The sequence below is a fragment of the Granulicella sp. L56 genome (assembly GCF_009765835.1).
Classification (GTDB): domain Bacteria; phylum Acidobacteriota; class Terriglobia; order Terriglobales; family Acidobacteriaceae; genus Edaphobacter.
In genome coordinates, this window is record NZ_LMUS01000006.1 from 1,444,131 (window position 1) to 1,462,418 (window position 18,288).

Annotated in this window: 10 protein-coding genes; 6 read left to right on the plus strand and 4 right to left on the minus strand. The window is 56.6% G+C overall.

What is annotated here, in order from left to right:
* Positions 1-20: 20 nt before the first annotated feature.
* Positions 21-326, plus strand: coding sequence for a hypothetical protein (locus GSQ81_RS13880; RefSeq protein WP_158911295.1), 306 nt, complete (start codon positions 21-23; stop codon positions 324-326).
* 230 nt (positions 327-556) lie between these two features.
* Here GSQ81_RS13880 and GSQ81_RS13885 read toward each other — a convergent pair whose 3' ends face one another.
* Positions 557-2,500: a hypothetical protein gene (locus GSQ81_RS13885; RefSeq protein WP_158911296.1), complete on the minus strand. Its 1,944-nt coding sequence runs from the start codon at positions 2,498-2,500 to the stop codon at positions 557-559.
* A 484-nt stretch (positions 2,501-2,984) separates the two neighbouring features.
* Positions 2,985-3,515 (minus strand): TetR/AcrR family transcriptional regulator, encoded by a 531-nt coding sequence (locus GSQ81_RS13890; RefSeq protein WP_158911297.1) that lies wholly within the window; start codon positions 3,513-3,515, stop codon positions 2,985-2,987.
* A 162-nt stretch (positions 3,516-3,677) separates the two neighbouring features.
* Between GSQ81_RS13890 and GSQ81_RS13895 the strand changes: the two genes are divergently transcribed.
* Positions 3,678-4,202, plus strand: coding sequence for a hypothetical protein (locus GSQ81_RS13895; RefSeq protein ID WP_158911298.1), 525 nt, complete (start codon positions 3,678-3,680; stop codon positions 4,200-4,202).
* A gap of 82 nt (positions 4,203-4,284) precedes the next feature.
* Positions 4,285-5,205 carry an NmrA family NAD(P)-binding protein gene (locus tag GSQ81_RS13900; protein WP_158911299.1) on the plus strand — a complete coding sequence of 307 codons (921 nt, stop codon included), beginning with the start codon at positions 4,285-4,287 and terminating at the stop codon, positions 5,203-5,205.
* A gap of 275 nt (positions 5,206-5,480) precedes the next feature.
* On the opposite strand, the gene GSQ81_RS13905 is transcribed toward GSQ81_RS13900, so the two are convergent.
* Positions 5,481-6,827: a hypothetical protein gene (locus tag GSQ81_RS13905; RefSeq protein ID WP_254060188.1), complete on the minus strand. Its 1,347-nt coding sequence runs from the start codon at positions 6,825-6,827 to the stop codon at positions 5,481-5,483.
* Positions 6,828-7,144: 317 nt separating this feature from the next.
* On the opposite strand from GSQ81_RS13905, the gene GSQ81_RS13910 reads away from it, so the two are divergent.
* Positions 7,145-10,672 (plus strand): TonB-dependent receptor, encoded by a 3,528-nt coding sequence (locus GSQ81_RS13910; RefSeq protein WP_158911300.1) that lies wholly within the window; start codon positions 7,145-7,147, stop codon positions 10,670-10,672.
* 80 nt (positions 10,673-10,752) lie between these two features.
* On the plus strand, positions 10,753-13,794 hold the full coding sequence (locus tag GSQ81_RS13915) for a glycosyl hydrolase (protein WP_158911301.1): 3,042 nt from the start codon (positions 10,753-10,755) through the stop codon (positions 13,792-13,794).
* 63 nt (positions 13,795-13,857) lie between these two features.
* Here the strand turns inward: GSQ81_RS13915 and GSQ81_RS13920 are convergent, their stop codons facing one another.
* Entirely contained in the window at positions 13,858-14,703 is an 846-nt protein-coding gene (locus GSQ81_RS13920) for a FadR/GntR family transcriptional regulator (protein WP_158911302.1), read from the minus strand.
* A 277-nt stretch (positions 14,704-14,980) separates the two neighbouring features.
* Between GSQ81_RS13920 and GSQ81_RS13925 the strand changes: the two genes are divergently transcribed.
* Complete coding sequence (locus tag GSQ81_RS13925) at positions 14,981-18,283, plus strand: TonB-dependent receptor (RefSeq protein ID WP_158911303.1); 3,303 nt, start codon at positions 14,981-14,983, stop codon at positions 18,281-18,283.
* Positions 18,284-18,288: the final 5 nt, after the last annotated feature.

Consider the following 18,288-nt stretch of genomic DNA (forward strand, 5'->3'; position numbering starts at 1 on the left):
CCGGAAAGGTATGTTATTTATTGACAGACTTTTTTTGCTGCGATATAAACGACCAGTGGGGGAACTCCGGCCGCGACATTCTTCAGGGGCCGGGCACCAAGAATGTGGACTTTTCGGTCTTCAAAAATATTACGCTGACCGAATCGAAGTCCTCTCTGCAACTGCGCAGCGAATTCTTCAACCTCTTCAATACTCCGCAGTTCAACAATCCAAATGCCACAGTCGGAACCACAAACGGCTTTGGAAGCATCACCTCTGCTGGTTCTCCCGCAACACTTCAACGGATCTCACGTGAGATTCAACTCGCCGCAAAGCTCACGTTTTAGCAGGTTGAGCCGGTCATAGTCAGGTAAGGGCCTTCAACAAAAACTGTTGCCTTCACGCTGCGCAACAATTGCCTGGTGCCCATCTTTCCGCAGCCTCATCGCGGAAGGATGGGGGCAACACCCCTTGATTCGCAATCAGCCCCGAGAAACGCGCCAGGAAGCGGTGATCCCTGCCGGGGTGTTTCTCGATTCATGCCAAATCGCCGAGCGCTCATTGAGTGCTAAGTCTGTTATCGCACTGGAGTCCAGCGCGCCTCTTGCTGCGCAGGCAAAGTCAGCGTGGAATGCGCACCTACGATTCTGTTCCCAGACCTGCTTTTCAGCCGATAACGCTCGGCGTCAAAGCCAAGCGCCGACAAATCCACCTTATATCGCCGCGGTTTATCAGACAGATTCTTGAGCACAAACCCGTGTTCGCTGTAGCTGTAGCGAATTGCATACTCAGGAATTTCAAATCCAACGCTGCCGTAGCTTGTGAGGTGGGGCGCGACAGCTACATCCGCATCCGCGGGAACAGTCAGCCCCAGAAACTTCTCGATCAGGACGGCTGCAAAAACATTGGGATATTCGTAGTACTTTTCGGCGCCGTGCGCATCCTTGCCATCGATATAGTAGACATGGTCCATGTCGTACCGTTCACTCATGAAATAGTTGTTCTTCGCGCCCTCTGCCGCCACTTTGTTCAGTTGATCAACCAAGATATTGTTCTGCCTTTGTGACACACGAAAGGCAGCATCCCAATACCAGGACCTGCCCGCCGCGCAGAGATCATACGGTCCACCATCGCCAATCTCGGACTTGTCGTATCCGGCGATGTCAGCTGCCACAAAGCTCGGGAATCGCTCAAACTGCTCAGCCTTTTCGTCGATCAAGCGGCGCACCGCGGCGGTCTGGCCAGCCGTTGCAAATCCGAAGGTCACAGGCAGCTCATTGGCAAGAAGATGAATGTGATCGTGAGCCTTCCCGTTGCGATCAACCCAGTCGATAAATCTCTGATTCGCCGGGTTCCAATACCCCATCGGAAGAGGCGCGATCAGTGCACTGGCCATCTTCTTCGACGCCCCGGCAAAGAGTGAGGCCTCGTCTCGCCGTCCCAACAGGTTCTCCATGCCGGCCAGCAATGCGAAATCGTGAGCGGCAAACGCTTGGGCCTGCGTCACGCGGCCATCCTTTATCATCTGGTCTTCGTAATAAACATCGGACCACACGCGACCATATTGATCCGTGTTTGACAGAATCCACTTGGCAGAGTGTTCAAGGTTCTCCATGTTAGACCGCAGCCACGTCATATCTTTTTTAGCGTTGTAATAGCGCCAGGACTCTTCAATCACCTCGATGTTCCCGGTCAATGGAAACATCGCTGCATTTTGATGATTGTCCTCGCTGTTTCTGCGAACGTGGTACTCGCGCCTTCCGTCAGGCTGCACCGATGTAGGAATGCGATAAAGCTTCTCCGGATCGTCATTCATCAGCTTGAACTGGAGCCCAATCATCCGCTTCACAACATCGAGATCGAGTTCCGAGCCCAGAGCTATCCGCCCCTTGATTTGAAACTCGTGATCGACCGAAGGATAAGAGCCCGCATAAGAATTCACATTCAGCGTACTCAGAACATATCCGTTGCTGTAGGGAAAATTCGCCGCCATTGTCTTCTCCACCACAGATGGCAACATGGTTCCCCAGTAGAAGGCGGCCAAAGCTTCTTCGAGTTCTGTGCCACCGGAGATCTCAAGAGAGAATCGATGACCGAAGGGGTCGCTGTGCGGCCGGGCCTCGGTCTCGGAGAGAATCGCACTCTCTGCATGCAGAGTAACCGTCAACCCCGCATCGGTTTTCTTCACATCCAGATCGCCACCATGCAGCACGAGATGCCAGGAGTGATCCTTCGATGTCGCATCGAGCGGCAGAATCCACAGCGCTCGATTTGCATTCACCTGCGCACCACTCGCGCTTATCGGAAGAGCCCACCACTGGTTCTCATCGTATTGAACGCCCAGCCCCTGGCAACGAGTAAATACAAGTTCAACAGGCTTCCGCGCATCCTTTCGCGTAACCATAAGATCTTTTCCGACGCGAGATACCTCGGCGTTTTCGATTGAACTCAGAATGCCGCCGGGGGTGCCAGGCTGAGGTCCATCCAGGGCATATCCGCTGCCCAGTGCATACGAGTGCATTGATACTCCGAGCAATAGAAAGACCGCGATCAGTGTTTTCATTATTTTCATGGAGTGTCTCAAATAAATTTTGCAAATTGGCTAAGTCGCAAGAGGCTGAGGACTATTTGGTCATGGGCATGGCGTTGCCGCCGCGGCATCGACCAAGATACGGCGGAGATTGCTTAAGAGCATCGAATCTCCCATGAGTCGATCGTCTATAAGATCGATCCATGAGTCATTGAAAATTATTGATTCATATAGGTTCGCTACGGAAAAAGTAGCGAAGGCCTTGTTGATTGGCCCGACCCAGTATACGGAATAATAAGCGGCTTAGCGGAAGCTATCATCGGCTAACACAAGGACGATTCTTGGCACTATTGGATTCCAACTGTTGTCAATGAGTGCATTGGCCTATTCACAACAGTTGAGAACGGCGTTTCTTGATTTGCCGGTCTATGTACGTGCGTTGGCATCTGTGCGGCTGACAATTTTCCCCAAAAAATCAAAAGCTTCGCAAGAGAAACTCTCTTGTGCTCGCCAGCACCTTCTCTCGCATCGCGGACTCCGGCAGCAGGCGAGCGATTTCAATTGCCCCGATCATCGTTGAAAATATCGAAAAGAAAGCGCGCTCTTTGTCGGCCGTTCGCTGCCCAGGCATGAACGGAACCATACGACTCTTGTATTTCTTCAGTTCCTCAAAGATCTGCGGCTTCATCGCCTTATCGGCCCTCGCCAACTCCGGGCCAAGAGCGGGCAACGGACATCCGTACTCGACATGGTCGCAATATTCGGGGCTCAGGTAAATCTTCACAATCTCCTTCCACGCCGTCTCGGGCGGGGACTGCTCTGCGGCATGGGCAAGCCGGTCGGCTATTTCCTGGAATGCCACGCTCAGCGACTCCATGAGCAACTCGTCTTTGCTTCCAAAATGCTTGTAAAAGCCTCCATGAGTGAGGCCGGAGTCTCGCATCACCGTTGAAACAGCGGCGCCAGTGATGCCTTCGGAACGAACGCGCCGGGAGGCGTCTTTCACAATTTTCTGATGGGTTTCAGTTTTGTGTTCAGGCCTGTAGCGCATAGCTCATTATAGGATGCTGGTAATCATCTCACGGTGCAATCCCCCTGCCTCTGGCCCTCTGAAGAAATTCTGAATCCATAGGATGATATTAATAATCCTATGGATTCAGGAGGCCAAATGCCACAGCAAATAATTTTCCTGATCCATCTCATTCTGGGTTATGTCGCATGCCTGCTTTGCTTCAGCGTGTATGTCATGCCCAGGCTTAAGGCGCTGGACCGTCTGGAAGCGCACCGCGTCATCGCCACTCTTCACAGTTTCCGCTTCTTCGGTCTCGTCTTTATCCTTCCGGGCGTCGTCGGCCCCCACCTGCCCGCCAGTTTCGCCACGTTCGCCGCGTATGGCGACTTTGCAGCCGGAGTTCTGGCCTTGTCAGCCCTACTCGCGGTCAGGGTACGTCCGCTCTTTTGGTTGTTTGTCGTCGCCTTCAATCTCGTGGGGGCGGGCGACATCCTCCTCGACTATTACCACGCCATCCATGTTGGTCTTCCGGCGCTGGCGGGGCAGTTGGGCGGAGCTTATGCGATACCGATCCTCTACGTCCCAATGCTGATGATCACGCACATCGTGGCGCTCTATTGGCTGGTGCGGCCGCAGCCCAGGGCGGCTCGTGTCCTCATCAGCGGTGCGACCGAATCCTGATTTAGATCAACCCTTCATCCATTGTTTTTAACCACATTTCATCTGTTGTCTCTTTAACCACATTTCATCAAGGAGAATAAAAATGTCTCAGCCTATACTCGTCACCGGCGCGGCCGGCGGCGCGCAAGGTTCCACAGGACGCCAAATAGCAGCCCTGTTGCTCGATAAGGGTATCCCGGTTCGTGCCTTCGTTCACAAGCTGGATGCAAGGTCCGATGCTCTCAGGGAACTCGGTGCGGAAGTTGTGCAAGGGGATCTATTGGACCGAGACTCCGTCCGAGCTTCTCTCATAGGGATAAAACGCGCCTACTTTACCTACTCCGTATCGGATGGGCTGCTGGAAGCTACAACGATCTTTGCCAGGGCTGCACGCGAAGCGAAGACTGAGCTTGTCGTCAACAATTCGCAGATTCAGGGCGCGCGCAAAGCGCCGAGCTTTCGCAATATGCAGCATGGATTGGCAGATTGCATCTTCGACTGGGCAGAGGTGGGAGCGGTTCATCTGCACGCCCCACCGTACTACGAAAATGTGCGCGCTCTGGTAAGAAAGAGTATCGCCGAACAGAGCACGGTGTTCCTGCCATGGGGCGACGGCAGCGCCACCATCCCGCTGGTAGGCGCAGCGGACGTGTCTCGCGTGGCGGCCACGCTGCTGGCTGATCCACGGACGCACTCCGCAAGCGCGTATGATCTGATCGCTGCAACACCCACAGTGAAGGAGATCATCAACACACTGAGCACCGTCCTTGAGCGTCCAATACGGTATGTCGGCATCACTGATGAGCAGTGGGTCGAGGCCATGAGAGATCACATCAATCCTCACGCGCTCGATCATCTGTCACATCTTTGGCGATACTTTCGATCAACTGAAAGACGGAGTGACGATGAGCCTCGCAGCGTTACCGATACCATTCAAACTGTTACGGGAAACCGTGCGCAGACACTGGCGGACTTCTTCAGAGCAAACGCGACAGAATTCGTAAGTTTTGCGGCTGCAACCTGAAGCGACCAACAGCCATGTCTATCTAGTCGACTGTTGCCCCAGTTTCGATATAACGCGGCTTGTGGATTTCATCCCCGAGCAGGCGCCCCGGGTGATCCACATCCTATGCTCAAAGAACTTGATCACGAACTCCTGAAAGATCGGACCGGTGTGATGCGTTGAGATCACGCCAAAACTCTTCCGTTGCTGTCCTCTCAGAATCGGCTTCCCGCCAGCCTCCGACCACATCCAGGTATTGCGAGACCACACCGTTGGCAAAAGATCTTGGAGCTGGCCTAGTTATTCTCAGGATGGATCCTGTACGCAATTACCTCTGTATTCAATGAAGTATTGCTCACTCGGGAGGTCTTCAGCAGTACCTCGAAATGTGGGAACTTCTGCACGTTTAACATGCTGCGAAACTTCGCCAGCGAAGTCTCCGAGGTCAAAAACTCCGCCGCTGCATTGGTGGTGTCGGAGTCGGTACCAGCGAGCATGATTACGTTTCCCGTTCGGTTCGGATTCGGAAGGTACCCGACCACACAATAGCCGGTAGTCAGGTCGTTCGCATCCGTCCACGAGGCGTAGCTCGACAGCTCTCCTCCCTGCGGATGCCGGTTCGTCACCAGCGCGTCATTATGCTGCGGGTCGAAAGCCAGCCTGAAGTTCAACTGCTCCTCAAACAGCCCCATCCACGGGTTCGCCTTCCTGCCGCCCAGTAGAACAAAGCTGTTCCGCTTTATCGAGTCTGCCGTATAAAATCGCGCGAGCACCAGGCGAAGTGAGGGCGCGATCGGAGGGAGCGTAAGGATCTGCTGTGCTGCGTGAAAATCTGCAAGCGTCACCAGACTGTGGGAGAAGATGTCCGTCAGGTCGCTCACGCGGTCAGGGCTCAGCGATGCCGCTTCCTGCTGATTGATATAGTTGTGCTCTAAGTAATCGTTGAGCATCATGCTTTGATGCGTTATCTCCGCGCTCATCGTCACGGAGGCGTCCGGCAGCACGATGTCAACCTCTTGCTGTCCCTTTGCGAAATCCTTCCAGAAAGCCTCCACCGTCGGCCTTCCTGCCCACAGAGCGCTCGAGGAACGCAGTGCCAGATTTTGCTTCAAAAGCACTGCACACACGACGACCAGCACCATAGCCACCCCTGCCCAGGCGAGGTATGCAGTGCGGCCGCCGGTACTCCGTTCCGCAACCGTGGGAGCATTCGCGACCGCCTCCGCCAGAGCAATTTCTGTCGGTGGTGTTGGCAGCGCTAAATCGTTCGGAAGTCTCCGCTGAAAGACCGGCTTATACCCGCCGCGCGGAATCGTGAGAACAAGAGACTCGTGGGCGCCATCGGTGGCGAAGTACAAGTCGATCCGCTTGCGTAGTTCGGTCGCGTTGACCCGGACGATATTGTCCTGGCTCGGGTCGTACGAGGGGGCACGTTCAAAGACTTTTGCGCCGATCTCCTGCTCATGGATCTCGGCGCGGCCTTCCTTCAGGGATTGTCCACCGACATAGAGCAAAAAATCGCGCAGACGCGCAGACCTCCGGAAATGCGCACTGGAGGCGACCCGCTCGATGAGTTGGCGGCGTTCGTCGACGCTCGGTTCGTCCCGGGATACGTTCCCCTCAATATTTACCGCAGAGTCCATGATCCTGATATCCCAAAGGCCAAAGTCTAACGCAATGGCTTATTGAGTGGCGCGATTATGCCCTTCTTTTTCTTCAATGAAACTATTTAATAGTCGCGCAAGCGACTGAAATATATAAAGTTGTCCGTACTTCTTACAGTAAATTTTCGCGTACTTCTACTGTAAATTAACTTGCCTGCCATGATGCGCGATCCCGAGGATGGGGCGTCTCTTAAAGTCCATCTCAGCCGCCGCCGCGTCCGACTCCGGAATTCGCTTTCCGGCGGAACGCTTCGACCGATGCCATATGCTCCTGCTTCAAACCTTCGGAGGTTTCAGTGCAATCTCGTCTCATCTATCGCATTCTATGTTTCGCCGCAGTCTTCACGCTTATCCTTGGCATCAATCCCACGGCAGGCGCACAGCGTTACCTTGGTGGCATCCAGGGCGCGGTCACTGACGCTACGGGGGCCAACATCCAGGGAGCCGCCGTCGTCGCCGAGGAGGCCTTGACTCACTTCAAGACTGCCGGTACGACGAACGGTGCCGGTGCCTACAACTTCCCTGCCTTAAATCCTGGGACTTATAAGGTCAGCGTCACCGCCCCCAGCTTCAAGACGGAGAATCGCCAGAACGTCGTCCTCACCGCCGGCCAGGTTCAGGTCGTCGATTTCGCGCTCACCTCCGGCGCCATCTCCGAGACCATCGACGTCACCGCGACCAACACGCTCCTCGATGCCGGATCGGCCAACATCGCCACAACCCTCAGCACCAAGGAGGTCACTGACCTTCCCAACGTTGGCCGTAATCCCTTCGTCCTCGCGACCCTTGCCGCGGGCGTCACTACCGGCGCCTACATGCAGAGCAAATCCAGCCAGTTCACCCAGCCCTTCTCCGGCGTCTCGGTCCAGATTACCGCCGAAGGCAGCAGCGGCCACAACCGCCTCACGCTCGACGGTATCCCTGACGATCCCGCTGAGCGCTTCTCCGGAGCCAGTTATACCGGCTTCGTCCCCTCGCCGGAGGCTGTCCAGGAGGTCAAGGTCCAGACCTCGATCTTCGACGCACAGATCGGCCACGGTAACGGAACCGTCACCAACACCGTCATCCGGTCAGGCAACAACAAGATCCACGGTGCGGCCTACTACGCCTTCCAGAACACCTATCTCAACGCCAACACCTACGAGAAGGTACCCAACCAGAGCGGCGCTCTGAACCCGGCTTCGCCCACCCACCGCAACAACGACCAGCTCAGCCAGACCGGGCTCGTCATCGACGGCCCCGTTCGCATCCCCTGGCTCTATGACGGGCGCGACAAGACCTTCTTCATGTTCGCCTTCGAACGGTACGCCTCCCACACGGCGGTCAACTACAGCACCCGCGTCCCTTCTGCCGCCGAGCGCGCCGGAGATTTTTCCGCTCTCTGCTCGGGCGGCTTCGACGGCACCGGCAAGTGCCTCGCCGGTGTTCAGATCTATGATCCCCTTTCGCCCGTTGACGTCAACGGAAACCGTACGGCTTTCTTCGCCAACAACAACATCGCCTCGCGTATCAATCCCGCCGGTGCCGCGCTCCTCGCCTACACTCCGCTGCCCAACGTCGCCGGAGCCGCCATCACCAGCTCCGCCAACTACATCTCCACCCAGACCTCTTACCCCAGCACCTACCCCTCCTTCATCGGCCGTATCGACCATGCTTTTGGCACGAGGAACAAGCTGAACGCCATCATGTTCCGCTCTGGCCTTACCCAGAGCTACCCCCTCCAGGGCTTCCCGAAGGCTATCGGGCCCACCGGCTACGGCTACAGCGTCTACCGCAACAACCGTGGCGGCTCGCTGGACGACATTCACCAGTTCTCGTCCTCGATGGTGCTCGATTCGCGCTTCGGCCTCGTCTTCCATCCCTTCGGCCTCACCTATCCGGGCAACTCCAACTTCGACCTCAGCTCCATCGGCATTGCGAATAACTCGCTGCCTTACAGCACCTTCCCCGGCTTCTCCACCAGCGACAGCTACGTCGGCCTCGCGCCCGGAGCAGGCGGACAGATCAGCGAAGACACCACCGGCTCGCTCGAAGAGATCCTGACCAAGACCTTCGGCAACCATACCGTCCGCTTCGGCTTTGAGGGCAACCTCATCCGCTACAACGTGCAGAACCCGCAGAGCGGCTTCGGTGCCTTCGCCTTCGATCGCCGCTTCACCCAGAAGAACTCCGTCACCGCAACCGTAGGCTCAGACTCCAGCTCGGGCGACCCCATCGCCTCGCTCCTTCTCGGCGACTTCTCCTCGGCTTCCTACAATAACTCGGCGGCCTATGCCCTGCAGCAGATCTACGCCGCTCCCTTCGTGCAGGACGACTGGCGCGTCAACAGCAAACTCACTCTCAATCTCGGCGTCCGCTGGGACTATGAGTCGCCCTTCACCGAGCGCTACAACAAGCAGGTCTCGAACTTCTGCACCACCTGCGTCAGCCCGCTCCAGGCTTCGGTCCCCGGTCTCCCCCTCGACGGCGGGCTCCAGTTCACCAGCGCCGCCAATCGCTTCCCTTATCCGCGCGACCTGAACAACTGGCAGCCGCGTATTGGCGCCGCCTACCAGGCCACTCCCACGACCGTGGTCCGCGGCGGCTTCGGCATCATCTATTTCAACACCCTCGAGACGCCTGTCGGCACCGGCTTCTCGCAGAGCACCAGCTATAACAACTACACCACCAGCGCTCCGGTCGACAGCCTGGCCAACCCGTTCCCGTCTGGTGTAGCCGCACCTACCGGAAGCTCGCTCGGCCTCGCCACCGCTCTCGGCCAGAACGTCAGCTTTATCGACCCCAACCACGTCCAGCCCAAGAGCGCCCAATACTCGGCCAGCGTCCAGCAGCAGTTCCCTGGCTCGCTCGCTCTCCAGGTCGCCTACGTTGGCTCCCGCCCCACGCGTCTTGAGGTCAACCACAACATCAACGTCCTGCCCGCGAACTATTACAACCAGGGCAGCGCCGAGATCACCTTCCTGAACGCCGCCGTCCCCAACCCAATGGCCGGCAAGTTCACCGGAACCACCTCGCTCAACAATGCCACCATCGCCCGCAACCTCCTGCTCCTGCCGTACCCGCAGTTCGGCTCCGTCACCGAGCAGTACTCCTCCATCGGCAGCTCGCCGTATAACTCGCTGCAGGTCCAGGTCACCCGCCCCATGCGCAACCGCTTCTCGCTCCAGGGAAACTTCACCTGGTCCAAGACCATGCTTCGCAACGGCTTCGTCAACAACTTCGGCGCGAACCCGCAGCTTTACTCCGTCCAGGATCCAAACTCCACGCTGGTCGGAAACATCTTCGGCACGTACCAGCTTCCCAAATTCGCGGCACGTCCTTACTACGAGCGCCTCGTGCTCGGCGGATGGCAGCTCAACAGCGTCCTTCGCGCGCAGAACGGCAACCTCATCTCCGCTCCCGGCTCGGTCGATATCATCGGCGATCCCCACCAGGGCAGTCCCACCTACGGCCGCTTCATCAACACCTGCTACCAGAACACCGCCGGTGTCAACGTGCAGTCCACCAGCTCGACTCCGGCCTGCGACAACCTGTCTTCCAACCCGGCCTACCGCCAACGCCTTGCCTACACCACTCAGGAAAACAGCACCAACCTCAACATCCGCCAGAGAATCCACCCTCTGATGGACGCCTCCCTCTTCAAGGTCTTCGCCCTGCATGAAGGTGTCAGCTTCGAAATTCGCGGTGAGTTCTTCAACGTCCTCAACACCCCGAACTTCGGCGGACCCAACACCAGCATCGGCAACTCCGCCTTCGGCGTTGTCACCCTCACCCAGGCCAACGACGCCCGCATCGGTCAGCTTACCGGTCGGATCAACTTCTAACCTGCACTGCTTTCGATCCCGGGGCTGCGAGGCCCCGGGATTTCTTGTACCCTCGACAAACGTTCCAAGACTCAGGTGTCATGCCCATTCGATCGAAGACCATCCTTGCCCTTTTGCTGATGAGCCTGCTCCCCGCATGTGCCCCTGCCCAAATTGCGTCCCCGAGCTCGTCCATCGAGGCAAAACTGCGCCAGGGCTTCCAGTCTCCGCCTCCGCAGGCCAAACTGCGCTGCTACTGGTGGTGGCTCAACGGCAACACCACCGAAGACACCATCACCTACGAGCTCACGGAGATGAGCCGCAAAGGTTTTGGAGGTATCCTCCTCGTCGATGCGAACGGATCCAACCAGGGCGGCAACGACGACGTCCCTCCTGGCCCTACCTTCGGCAGTCCCGCATGGACGAAGCTTTACCTGCACGCCCTGAAGACCGCCGCCGCTCTGCACCTTGAAGTCACCCTCAATATCACCAGCGGCTGGAATCTTGGTGGTCCCGACGTCAAACCCGACCAAGCCTCTAAGATCCTGACTTGGTCCAGAACCATTGTTAGTGCAGGCGAGGTTCCGGCGAATCTTCCGATGCCTCCCATCAAAAATGGCTTCTATCGGCAGATCGCCGTCCTCGCCTATCCCCTGGTGCATGGGGCCGGTCTCCCCGGCAAGTCCGGAGATACCCGCGCCCCCATCCGCCAGCTGCGCTTTAAATCGGCTGCCGCTGAAGGCAGCTTCTCCATGCCCAATACAGAGAGTCTCCTTGGAGCCGCTATCGGAGACCCCGCCGGGGCCGACGCCAAGCTCTCCAGTGTCCTCGACATCACCGCGCAGGTCGACGCCTCCGGCCACACCCGCTGGCATCCACCTGCCAATGCGGCGAACGCGGCGAACAAATCATGGGAGATCCTCCGCATCGGCTACACCTCCTCCGACGCCAGGGTCTCCACCTCCAGCGGTGCGTGGCAGGGCCTCGCCATCGACTATCTCGACCGCGGCGCCTTCGACTCCTACTGGACCCATACCGTCACGCCTCTGCTTGAGGTCAGCCGCTCTTATCTCCACACAACCCTCGTCAACCTGGCCACCGACTCGTGGGAGCTGGGCGGCACCAACTGGACCGGACGCTTCCGGACCGAGTTCCAGCGTCGCCGAGGCTACGACCCCGTCCGTTACCTCCCCATTGTCACCGGCCGCATCCTCGACGACCGCGGCACCTCCGAGCGCTTTCTCAACGATCTCCGCCGCACCATAGGCGATCTCGTCACCGACCACTACGACCACTTTGCCGAACGCGCCAAAGAGTATGGTCTCGGCACTCAGTCCGAGTCCGGCGGCCCGCACTCCGCGCCTCTCGACGCTCTCGAAACCTTCCGCTCCGCTGCCGCCCCGCAGACAGAATACTGGGCGCAGTCCAATGAGCATCGCTCCGCCGACGAGGACCGTTTCTTTACCAAGGAAGCCGCCAGCGCCGCCAACATCTACGGCAAACAGCTCGTCGCGCAGGAGGGTATGACCTCCATCGGCCCGCAGTGGAGCGAGTCCCCCGCCACCGACCTCAAACCATCCTTCGACCAGGGTCTCACTGAGGGCATGAACCGCCTCGTCTGGCATGCCTTCACGTCCTCGCCAGCTTCCTTCGGGCTTCCCGGCAATGAATATTTCGCAGGAACACACATGAATCCACGCATTACGTGGTGGTTTCAGAGCGCACCTTTCTTCACCTATATCAATCGCGCGCAGTTCCTCCTCCAGCAGGGCCACGCTGTCAATGATGTCCTTTACTTCTACGGCGACGAGGTGCCGAACTTCGTCCGGCTCAAACGCGACGACCCGGCACACGTCCTTCCCGGCTACGACTACGACGTCACCAACGAAGACGCCCTCCTCCATACTCTTTCCTTAACTCCCGCGGGCCTGCGCAATCCATCCGGCAACACCTACCGTCTTCTTTTCCTTCCTCATGGGCGCCGCCTTTCGCTCCCATCTCTTGCACGCATTGCCGCCTACGTGGACCAGGGTGGTAGTGTCATCGGCGAAGCCCCCTTAGCGCCCACCGGAAACTTACCACCACGCGGCGCGGCGCGTTTCAAGCAACTGACGCGTGACCTCTGGCAAACATGCCCGGTCCGGCACACGTATGGGAAAGGAATCGTCTTCTGCGGAACAGACACTCGTGCCGCCCTCGCCACGCTTCATCTGCCACCGGATCTCGAAGGGTTCGATAAGGAGCTCGACTACGTCCACCGTCGCGAGGGTGAGATCGACATTTACTTCATTCGCAACCGTACCGCAAAGGCGATCGACGTTCGGCCTTGCTTCCGCATCGACAACAGAATCCCCGAGCTCTGGAACCCTCTCGACGGAACCGTCACGCCACAACTTGCCTACACCGAAGCCGGCGGCCGCACGGAAGTCCCCCTTCACCTTGCCCCCTACGGTTCGACCTTCGTCCTCTTCGCCCAGACCGCCGCCTTGCACGTAACCGAAGTCCTGAAGGCAGGCACCCCTGTTTCGACTCCCGTATCCGGCAATCTGAAGACCGCGCTTTCCCTGCCCGACGCTGCGCCCGGAACCTATATTCTGAAGCTCTCCGATGGCAGTGAGTTGACCGCCGAAGTCCAGCCTGCGGTGCGGACCGATCTTGCCCCATCCCAGTGGACCCTTACCTTCCAACCCAATCGAGGCGCTCCGACCACGCCACAGCGCCTCACCGCCTTCGCGGACTGGTCCAGTTCAACCGACGCCGGTGTCCGTTTCTTCTCCGGCACCGCCACCTACCGCACCACCATCGAGCAGCCTCACGCAGGCAGCGGACGTACGATCCTGTCCCTCACCGGCCTGCATGAGATCTGCACGGTGCGGATCAATGGCAAGCTCGCCGGAACTATCTGGGCCAGACCTTACCGCCTCGATATCTCAAACAGCCTCGTCCCCGGCAGCAATCAGATTGAACTGGAGGTCACCAACCTCTGGCCGAACCGCATCATCGGCGATGCCCAGCCCAATGCAACCAAAACTTACACCCAAACCAACATCCGCAAATACCGCGCCGACTCGCCCCTCCTACCCTCCGGCCTCATTGGCCCGGTCACACTTGAGCGCGAACCTGCCATAACCACCCGGCAATAGCGCGCCGAACATCAAAACCTCGTCGACGTCGCACGCCAGACCATCGATAGAATTTCCTGTTTCTCAGCGTGAGGATGGACGGCCCGCGTGCCTAACTTTACCTGTGTCCTTAGCCTCTTTCGGAGCCTTTTTCACCGCAAGGGTTGCGGAGACCATGTGATCCCGCAGCGCCCGGGCTTTCTCCTTCTCTGAACTCAACGTCAGCAGGTCGTTTGCATCGGTTAAATGGGCCGTCATAAGACGTGCTGCCAGCGGCGCATCTCGTTGTTCAATTGCGGCCAAGATAGGTTTGTGAAACGCCAACGTGTGTTCCAGATCCACAAGCTGCGAGGTCACCATGATCATGTTGAGCATCGCGCGATGAATGGTGTAAAAAAGTCGTCCCGTCAGGCGATTCCCCGAGGCCTGGAAGATGGCGCGGTGAAAGAGAAGATCGGAGGCGACAAGTTTGACCCGGTCGCAATCGCTGTGTTCGAGATCCGTAATAGATTGCCGCAGCAGGGCGATGTCATCAGAGTTGGCGCGTTCCGCCGCTTTTGCAGCCAGAGCAGGCTCTATCATGAAGCGCAGTTCGGTCAGTTCACGGATCGAGGTGTCATCCAGTAAGAAAAGAAACTCCATCGGCACAGCGAGAACGGAAGATGCGTCCCGGTTCAGGTAACTTCCATCGCCAACCTTCTGCGTAATTACGCCCATAATCTCGAGCACTTTGAGCGCCTGACGTAACGAAGAACGTGCCACCTTGAAGTGTGTTGCAAGCTCTCGTTCTGATGGCAGCTTTGTCCCCGGCTTGAGAACGCCGTCGCTCAGCATCTGCTGAAAGCGAAGGATAAGCAGGTGGGTCACGTCCTCTTTATTGTTCAGCACCTGTTCTGAAGTGCCCACCGGCAGGATGTGACGACGATTCATCCTTCTATAGTGAGGAGTTGGCCCCACAAAGTCAAAGCATATAAAGCAAATATGAAGTCCATCGGTACTACCGGTAGCTGAAAATCAAGCTATCAAAGATGATGCCTTTCTTACAACAAATAAAGAGTATTTATCTATTAAATATGGTAAAAGTACCTTTTGAAGTTTTCACCGTTCGATTTCCTGTTGACATCAACATCTCATAGGTACTACCTTTATGCGCGCTCCAGAAAATAGCGCCACAACGATTGGTGAGTGTGTATCGATGAGGAGATTGATGAAGAACAGACGTTTTTTTCGTACGTTAGAGCTTTGTGTCCTTGCGATCATGACGATGTCGATCGCCGGGGTAGCATCGGCGCAGGTTGAGCAGGGCCGCTTTGTCGGTAGGATCTCCGATCCGCAGGGCTCGGTCATCTCCGGCGCATCTATCAAGGTGACCAATACAGGAACCAACATCACCCAGATGGCCATTACGGATAACAGCGGTGCCTTTGTCGTTACGCCGGTAGCGGCCGGTATATACACGGTGAGTGTTACCGCGCCAGGCTTTCAGACCTCAACAATCTCGAAGGTTGAGGTTCAGGTTGGACAGATCGTTCGCGAAGATCTGAGGCTTGCGATTGGGTCGTCGACGGTTACGATCGATGTAACAACGGCAGCACCGCTGTTGGCGACCGACTCAGCGACGGTGGGACAAGTCATTACCAACCAACAGCTCACTGGACTTCCTTTGAATGGCCGCGGGTTTTACCGGCTTGCAGAACTAACACCGGGCGCTGCTTTGCTAGCACCTACTGGAAACTCGCTGGCGATCCGGCCTGAAATCGTGAACGGTAATGTCATCAGCGGCATTCGCGGCAGTGCGACCTCGTTTCTTCTGGATGGTGTTGACGTAACTGAACAGCATCAAGGCGGCACATTTATCCAGACATCCATCGATGCGCTACAGGAGTTCTCGGTTCAGCAAAGTCCCTATTCGGCGGAATACAACCGAGGGGGCGCTTTCTTCAACGCTACCGTAAAGAGCGGAACGAACAAATTTCATGGCGGCATCTTCGAATTCATACGAAACGATAAGCTGGATGCACGCAACTACTTTTCGCCAACGCGACAGATCCTCAAGCGCAATCAGTTCGGCGGAGATCTGGGAGGCCCAGTTTCCATTCCTCACCTGTATAACGGCAAGGACAGAACATTCTTCTTCGTCGACTATGAAGGTCAACGTCTGCGCCAGGGCGAAGTATTCAACAGCATTGTTGCCAACCAAGCCCAGCGCGGCGGAAATTTTGGCACAAAGGTCATTTACGATCCTCTTCTCACGAAGACGGTGAACGGAGCCCCGGTTCGCACACCGTTTGCCAATAATACGATCCCGACTGACCGACTTTCGCCCCAGGCGCTTGCTATTCAAAATTACTTTGCTCTGCCCAATACCAACACAGGGACGTTTGCGTACGCTCCATCTCAGGCGATCGATTTCGACCAGTACACGGTTCGCCTTGATCACTCGATCAACGCGCATAACCGTCTCTTTGCCCGCTGGATCTATGTTACTAACCGGGAGGTCGACCCTAATTCGATGCCAGATCTCAAGACGGCATCGCTGACTTCAATCGGTCAGGATATTGCGGTGGGCGTGATTACGAACATTGGGGCCAACAAGGTCAATGAGGCCCGTGTTCACTACCTTCCAAGCCATGTTCGCCTGAGCGCTTTCCTGCAGGGGCCCGACTTCAATACACAGTTCGGCGTCGCCGGCTTTGCAGCTCAGGTTCGACCAGGAAGCGGAGGGGCATTTCCAGATTATTCATGGAGCGGATATACCGCTGTACAGGGATCCGCGTTTGATCAGCGTCCCAAGTCGCAAGACCGTAAAGCAATAGAAGGAACTGAAAATTTCACGATTTTGAAAGGTAAGCAGTCGATCAAGTTCGGATTGCTCATCCGCTATTACCAATGGCTCGGCTATGATAGCGAAACTTATGCAGGGCAATTCAACTTCAATGGGAACGAGTCAGGGGATGCTTATGCGGATTTCCTGCTGGGTTACCCTTCATCCGTTGCTCGTGCGTACCCGGCGGATAATTTTGGCGGACAACAGACGTACAAACAGTTCTTTGTGCAGGACGATATCCGTTTGAGTGAACGTCTGACTATTAACGCCGGGTTGCGTTATGAATATTCCCCGTGGATGGCAGGCTACAAGGGGCAAGTGGGCACTTTCGATCCCAGCCTCGCGAAACCTATTATCGTCTCGGGCTCGGGCACTATTCCGGACCTGTCATCACAGTTTGCGGCACCAGCAGCGTATCAGTTCTTTGGCCAGTATATCCAGACAAGCAGCGAGGCTGGGCTGCCATCGAACATCACCTACACGGATAAACACCAGTTCGGTCCACGCTTTGGCGTCACTTATTCTGTTACGAATAAAACCGTTGTGCGTGGTGGCTTCGGCATGTTTTATGAGCCCGAAGGTTCGAGTGGCCGCGTCAATCTCGACATGCTGCCCTTCCGACTTGCAGAAACGGTGAATCAGACACAAAATGTCGCGCCCACGCGCAGCCTCGACAATTTCTTCCTTGGGACAGCGCTTGGCTCAGCACAGGCAAATCCGACACTCGTGCCCAGCAAGACGCACCTCAACATGGGATATAACGAGCATTACAGCCTGGGATTGCAACAGCAACTTTCGGCGAACGATATGCTCGAAGTTGGGTATGTCGGCAACCATGGCGTTGACCTGAACGGCACAAACGACTTCAACGATCCCTCAGCTGGACCTGGTTCGATTCAGGGACGCAGGCCATATCAGCCGTGGGGAACAATCACCTATAACACGCAAGACACCTCTACTAACTACAATTCGCTCCAGGCAAAGTTAGAACATCGTACTGGATACGGCTTGTCTGCACTGGTCGCCTATACATATTCGAAGTTCTTCCAGTTCAATCAGGCTCCAGCTCTTGGGGGAAACGTAGGGTATGAATATGCCCTCTCTCCGTATGACACGCCACAAAATCTTGCTGCGAGCGGAAGTTACAAGTTGCCGGTAGGCAAGGGCCAGCACTTTCTGGGACACGCGAACAGCTTTGTCGACGGCGCCCTGGGGGGATGGCAACTACAGACGATCGTCGTTCTGCGAAGCGGCGTACCTTACACTCCTGTTATCTCCGGAGACGTTGCAAACACAGGTGTAGGCGGACAGCGTCCTAACCTTAATCCAGCAGGCGGAAATCCTAATTTCAAGCGCTCTATCGCCCACTGGTTCGATCAGACAAAGTATGTTGAGCCGGGGCAATATACCTATGGCACTGTGCACGCAAACACGCTGCGTTCAGATATGTATCGCCAGTATGATGCTTCGATCTTCAAAAACTTTACGCTTCCTGGGGAGAGCGTACTATCTTTCCGAGCCGAATTCTTTAATCTTTCGAATACCACCAGCTTCAGTCCGCCGAACGCGAGCATCACGACTTCGGGAGCTTCAGCTACTGTTGACACCCCCACCGGCGCGCAAATCACCAGCACTTCCGTTCCGTCGCGTGATATTCAGTTCGCGCTCAAATATAACTTCTAGCAATG

Excerpts from the sequence above, each read along its gene's own strand:
- GSQ81_RS13885 (WP_158911296.1), bottom strand. The coding sequence starts at position 2,500 with ATGCACTCGTATGCACTGGGCAGCGGATATGCCCTGGATGGACCTCAG.
- GSQ81_RS13895 (WP_158911298.1), top strand. The coding sequence starts at position 3,678 with ATGCCACAGCAAATAATTTTCCTGATCCATCTCATTCTGGGTTATGTC.
- GSQ81_RS13900 (WP_158911299.1), top strand. The coding sequence starts at position 4,285 with ATGTCTCAGCCTATACTCGTCACCGGCGCGGCCGGCGGCGCGCAAGGT.
- GSQ81_RS13905 (WP_254060188.1), bottom strand. The coding sequence starts at position 6,827 with ATGGACTCTGCGGTAAATATTGAGGGGAACGTATCCCGGGACGAACCG.
- GSQ81_RS13915 (WP_158911301.1), top strand. The coding sequence starts at position 10,753 with ATGCCCATTCGATCGAAGACCATCCTTGCCCTTTTGCTGATGAGCCTG.
- GSQ81_RS13920 (WP_158911302.1), bottom strand. The coding sequence starts at position 14,703 with ATGAATCGTCGTCACATCCTGCCGGTGGGCACTTCAGAACAGGTGCTG.
- GSQ81_RS13925 (WP_158911303.1), top strand. The coding sequence starts at position 14,981 with ATGAAGAACAGACGTTTTTTTCGTACGTTAGAGCTTTGTGTCCTTGCG.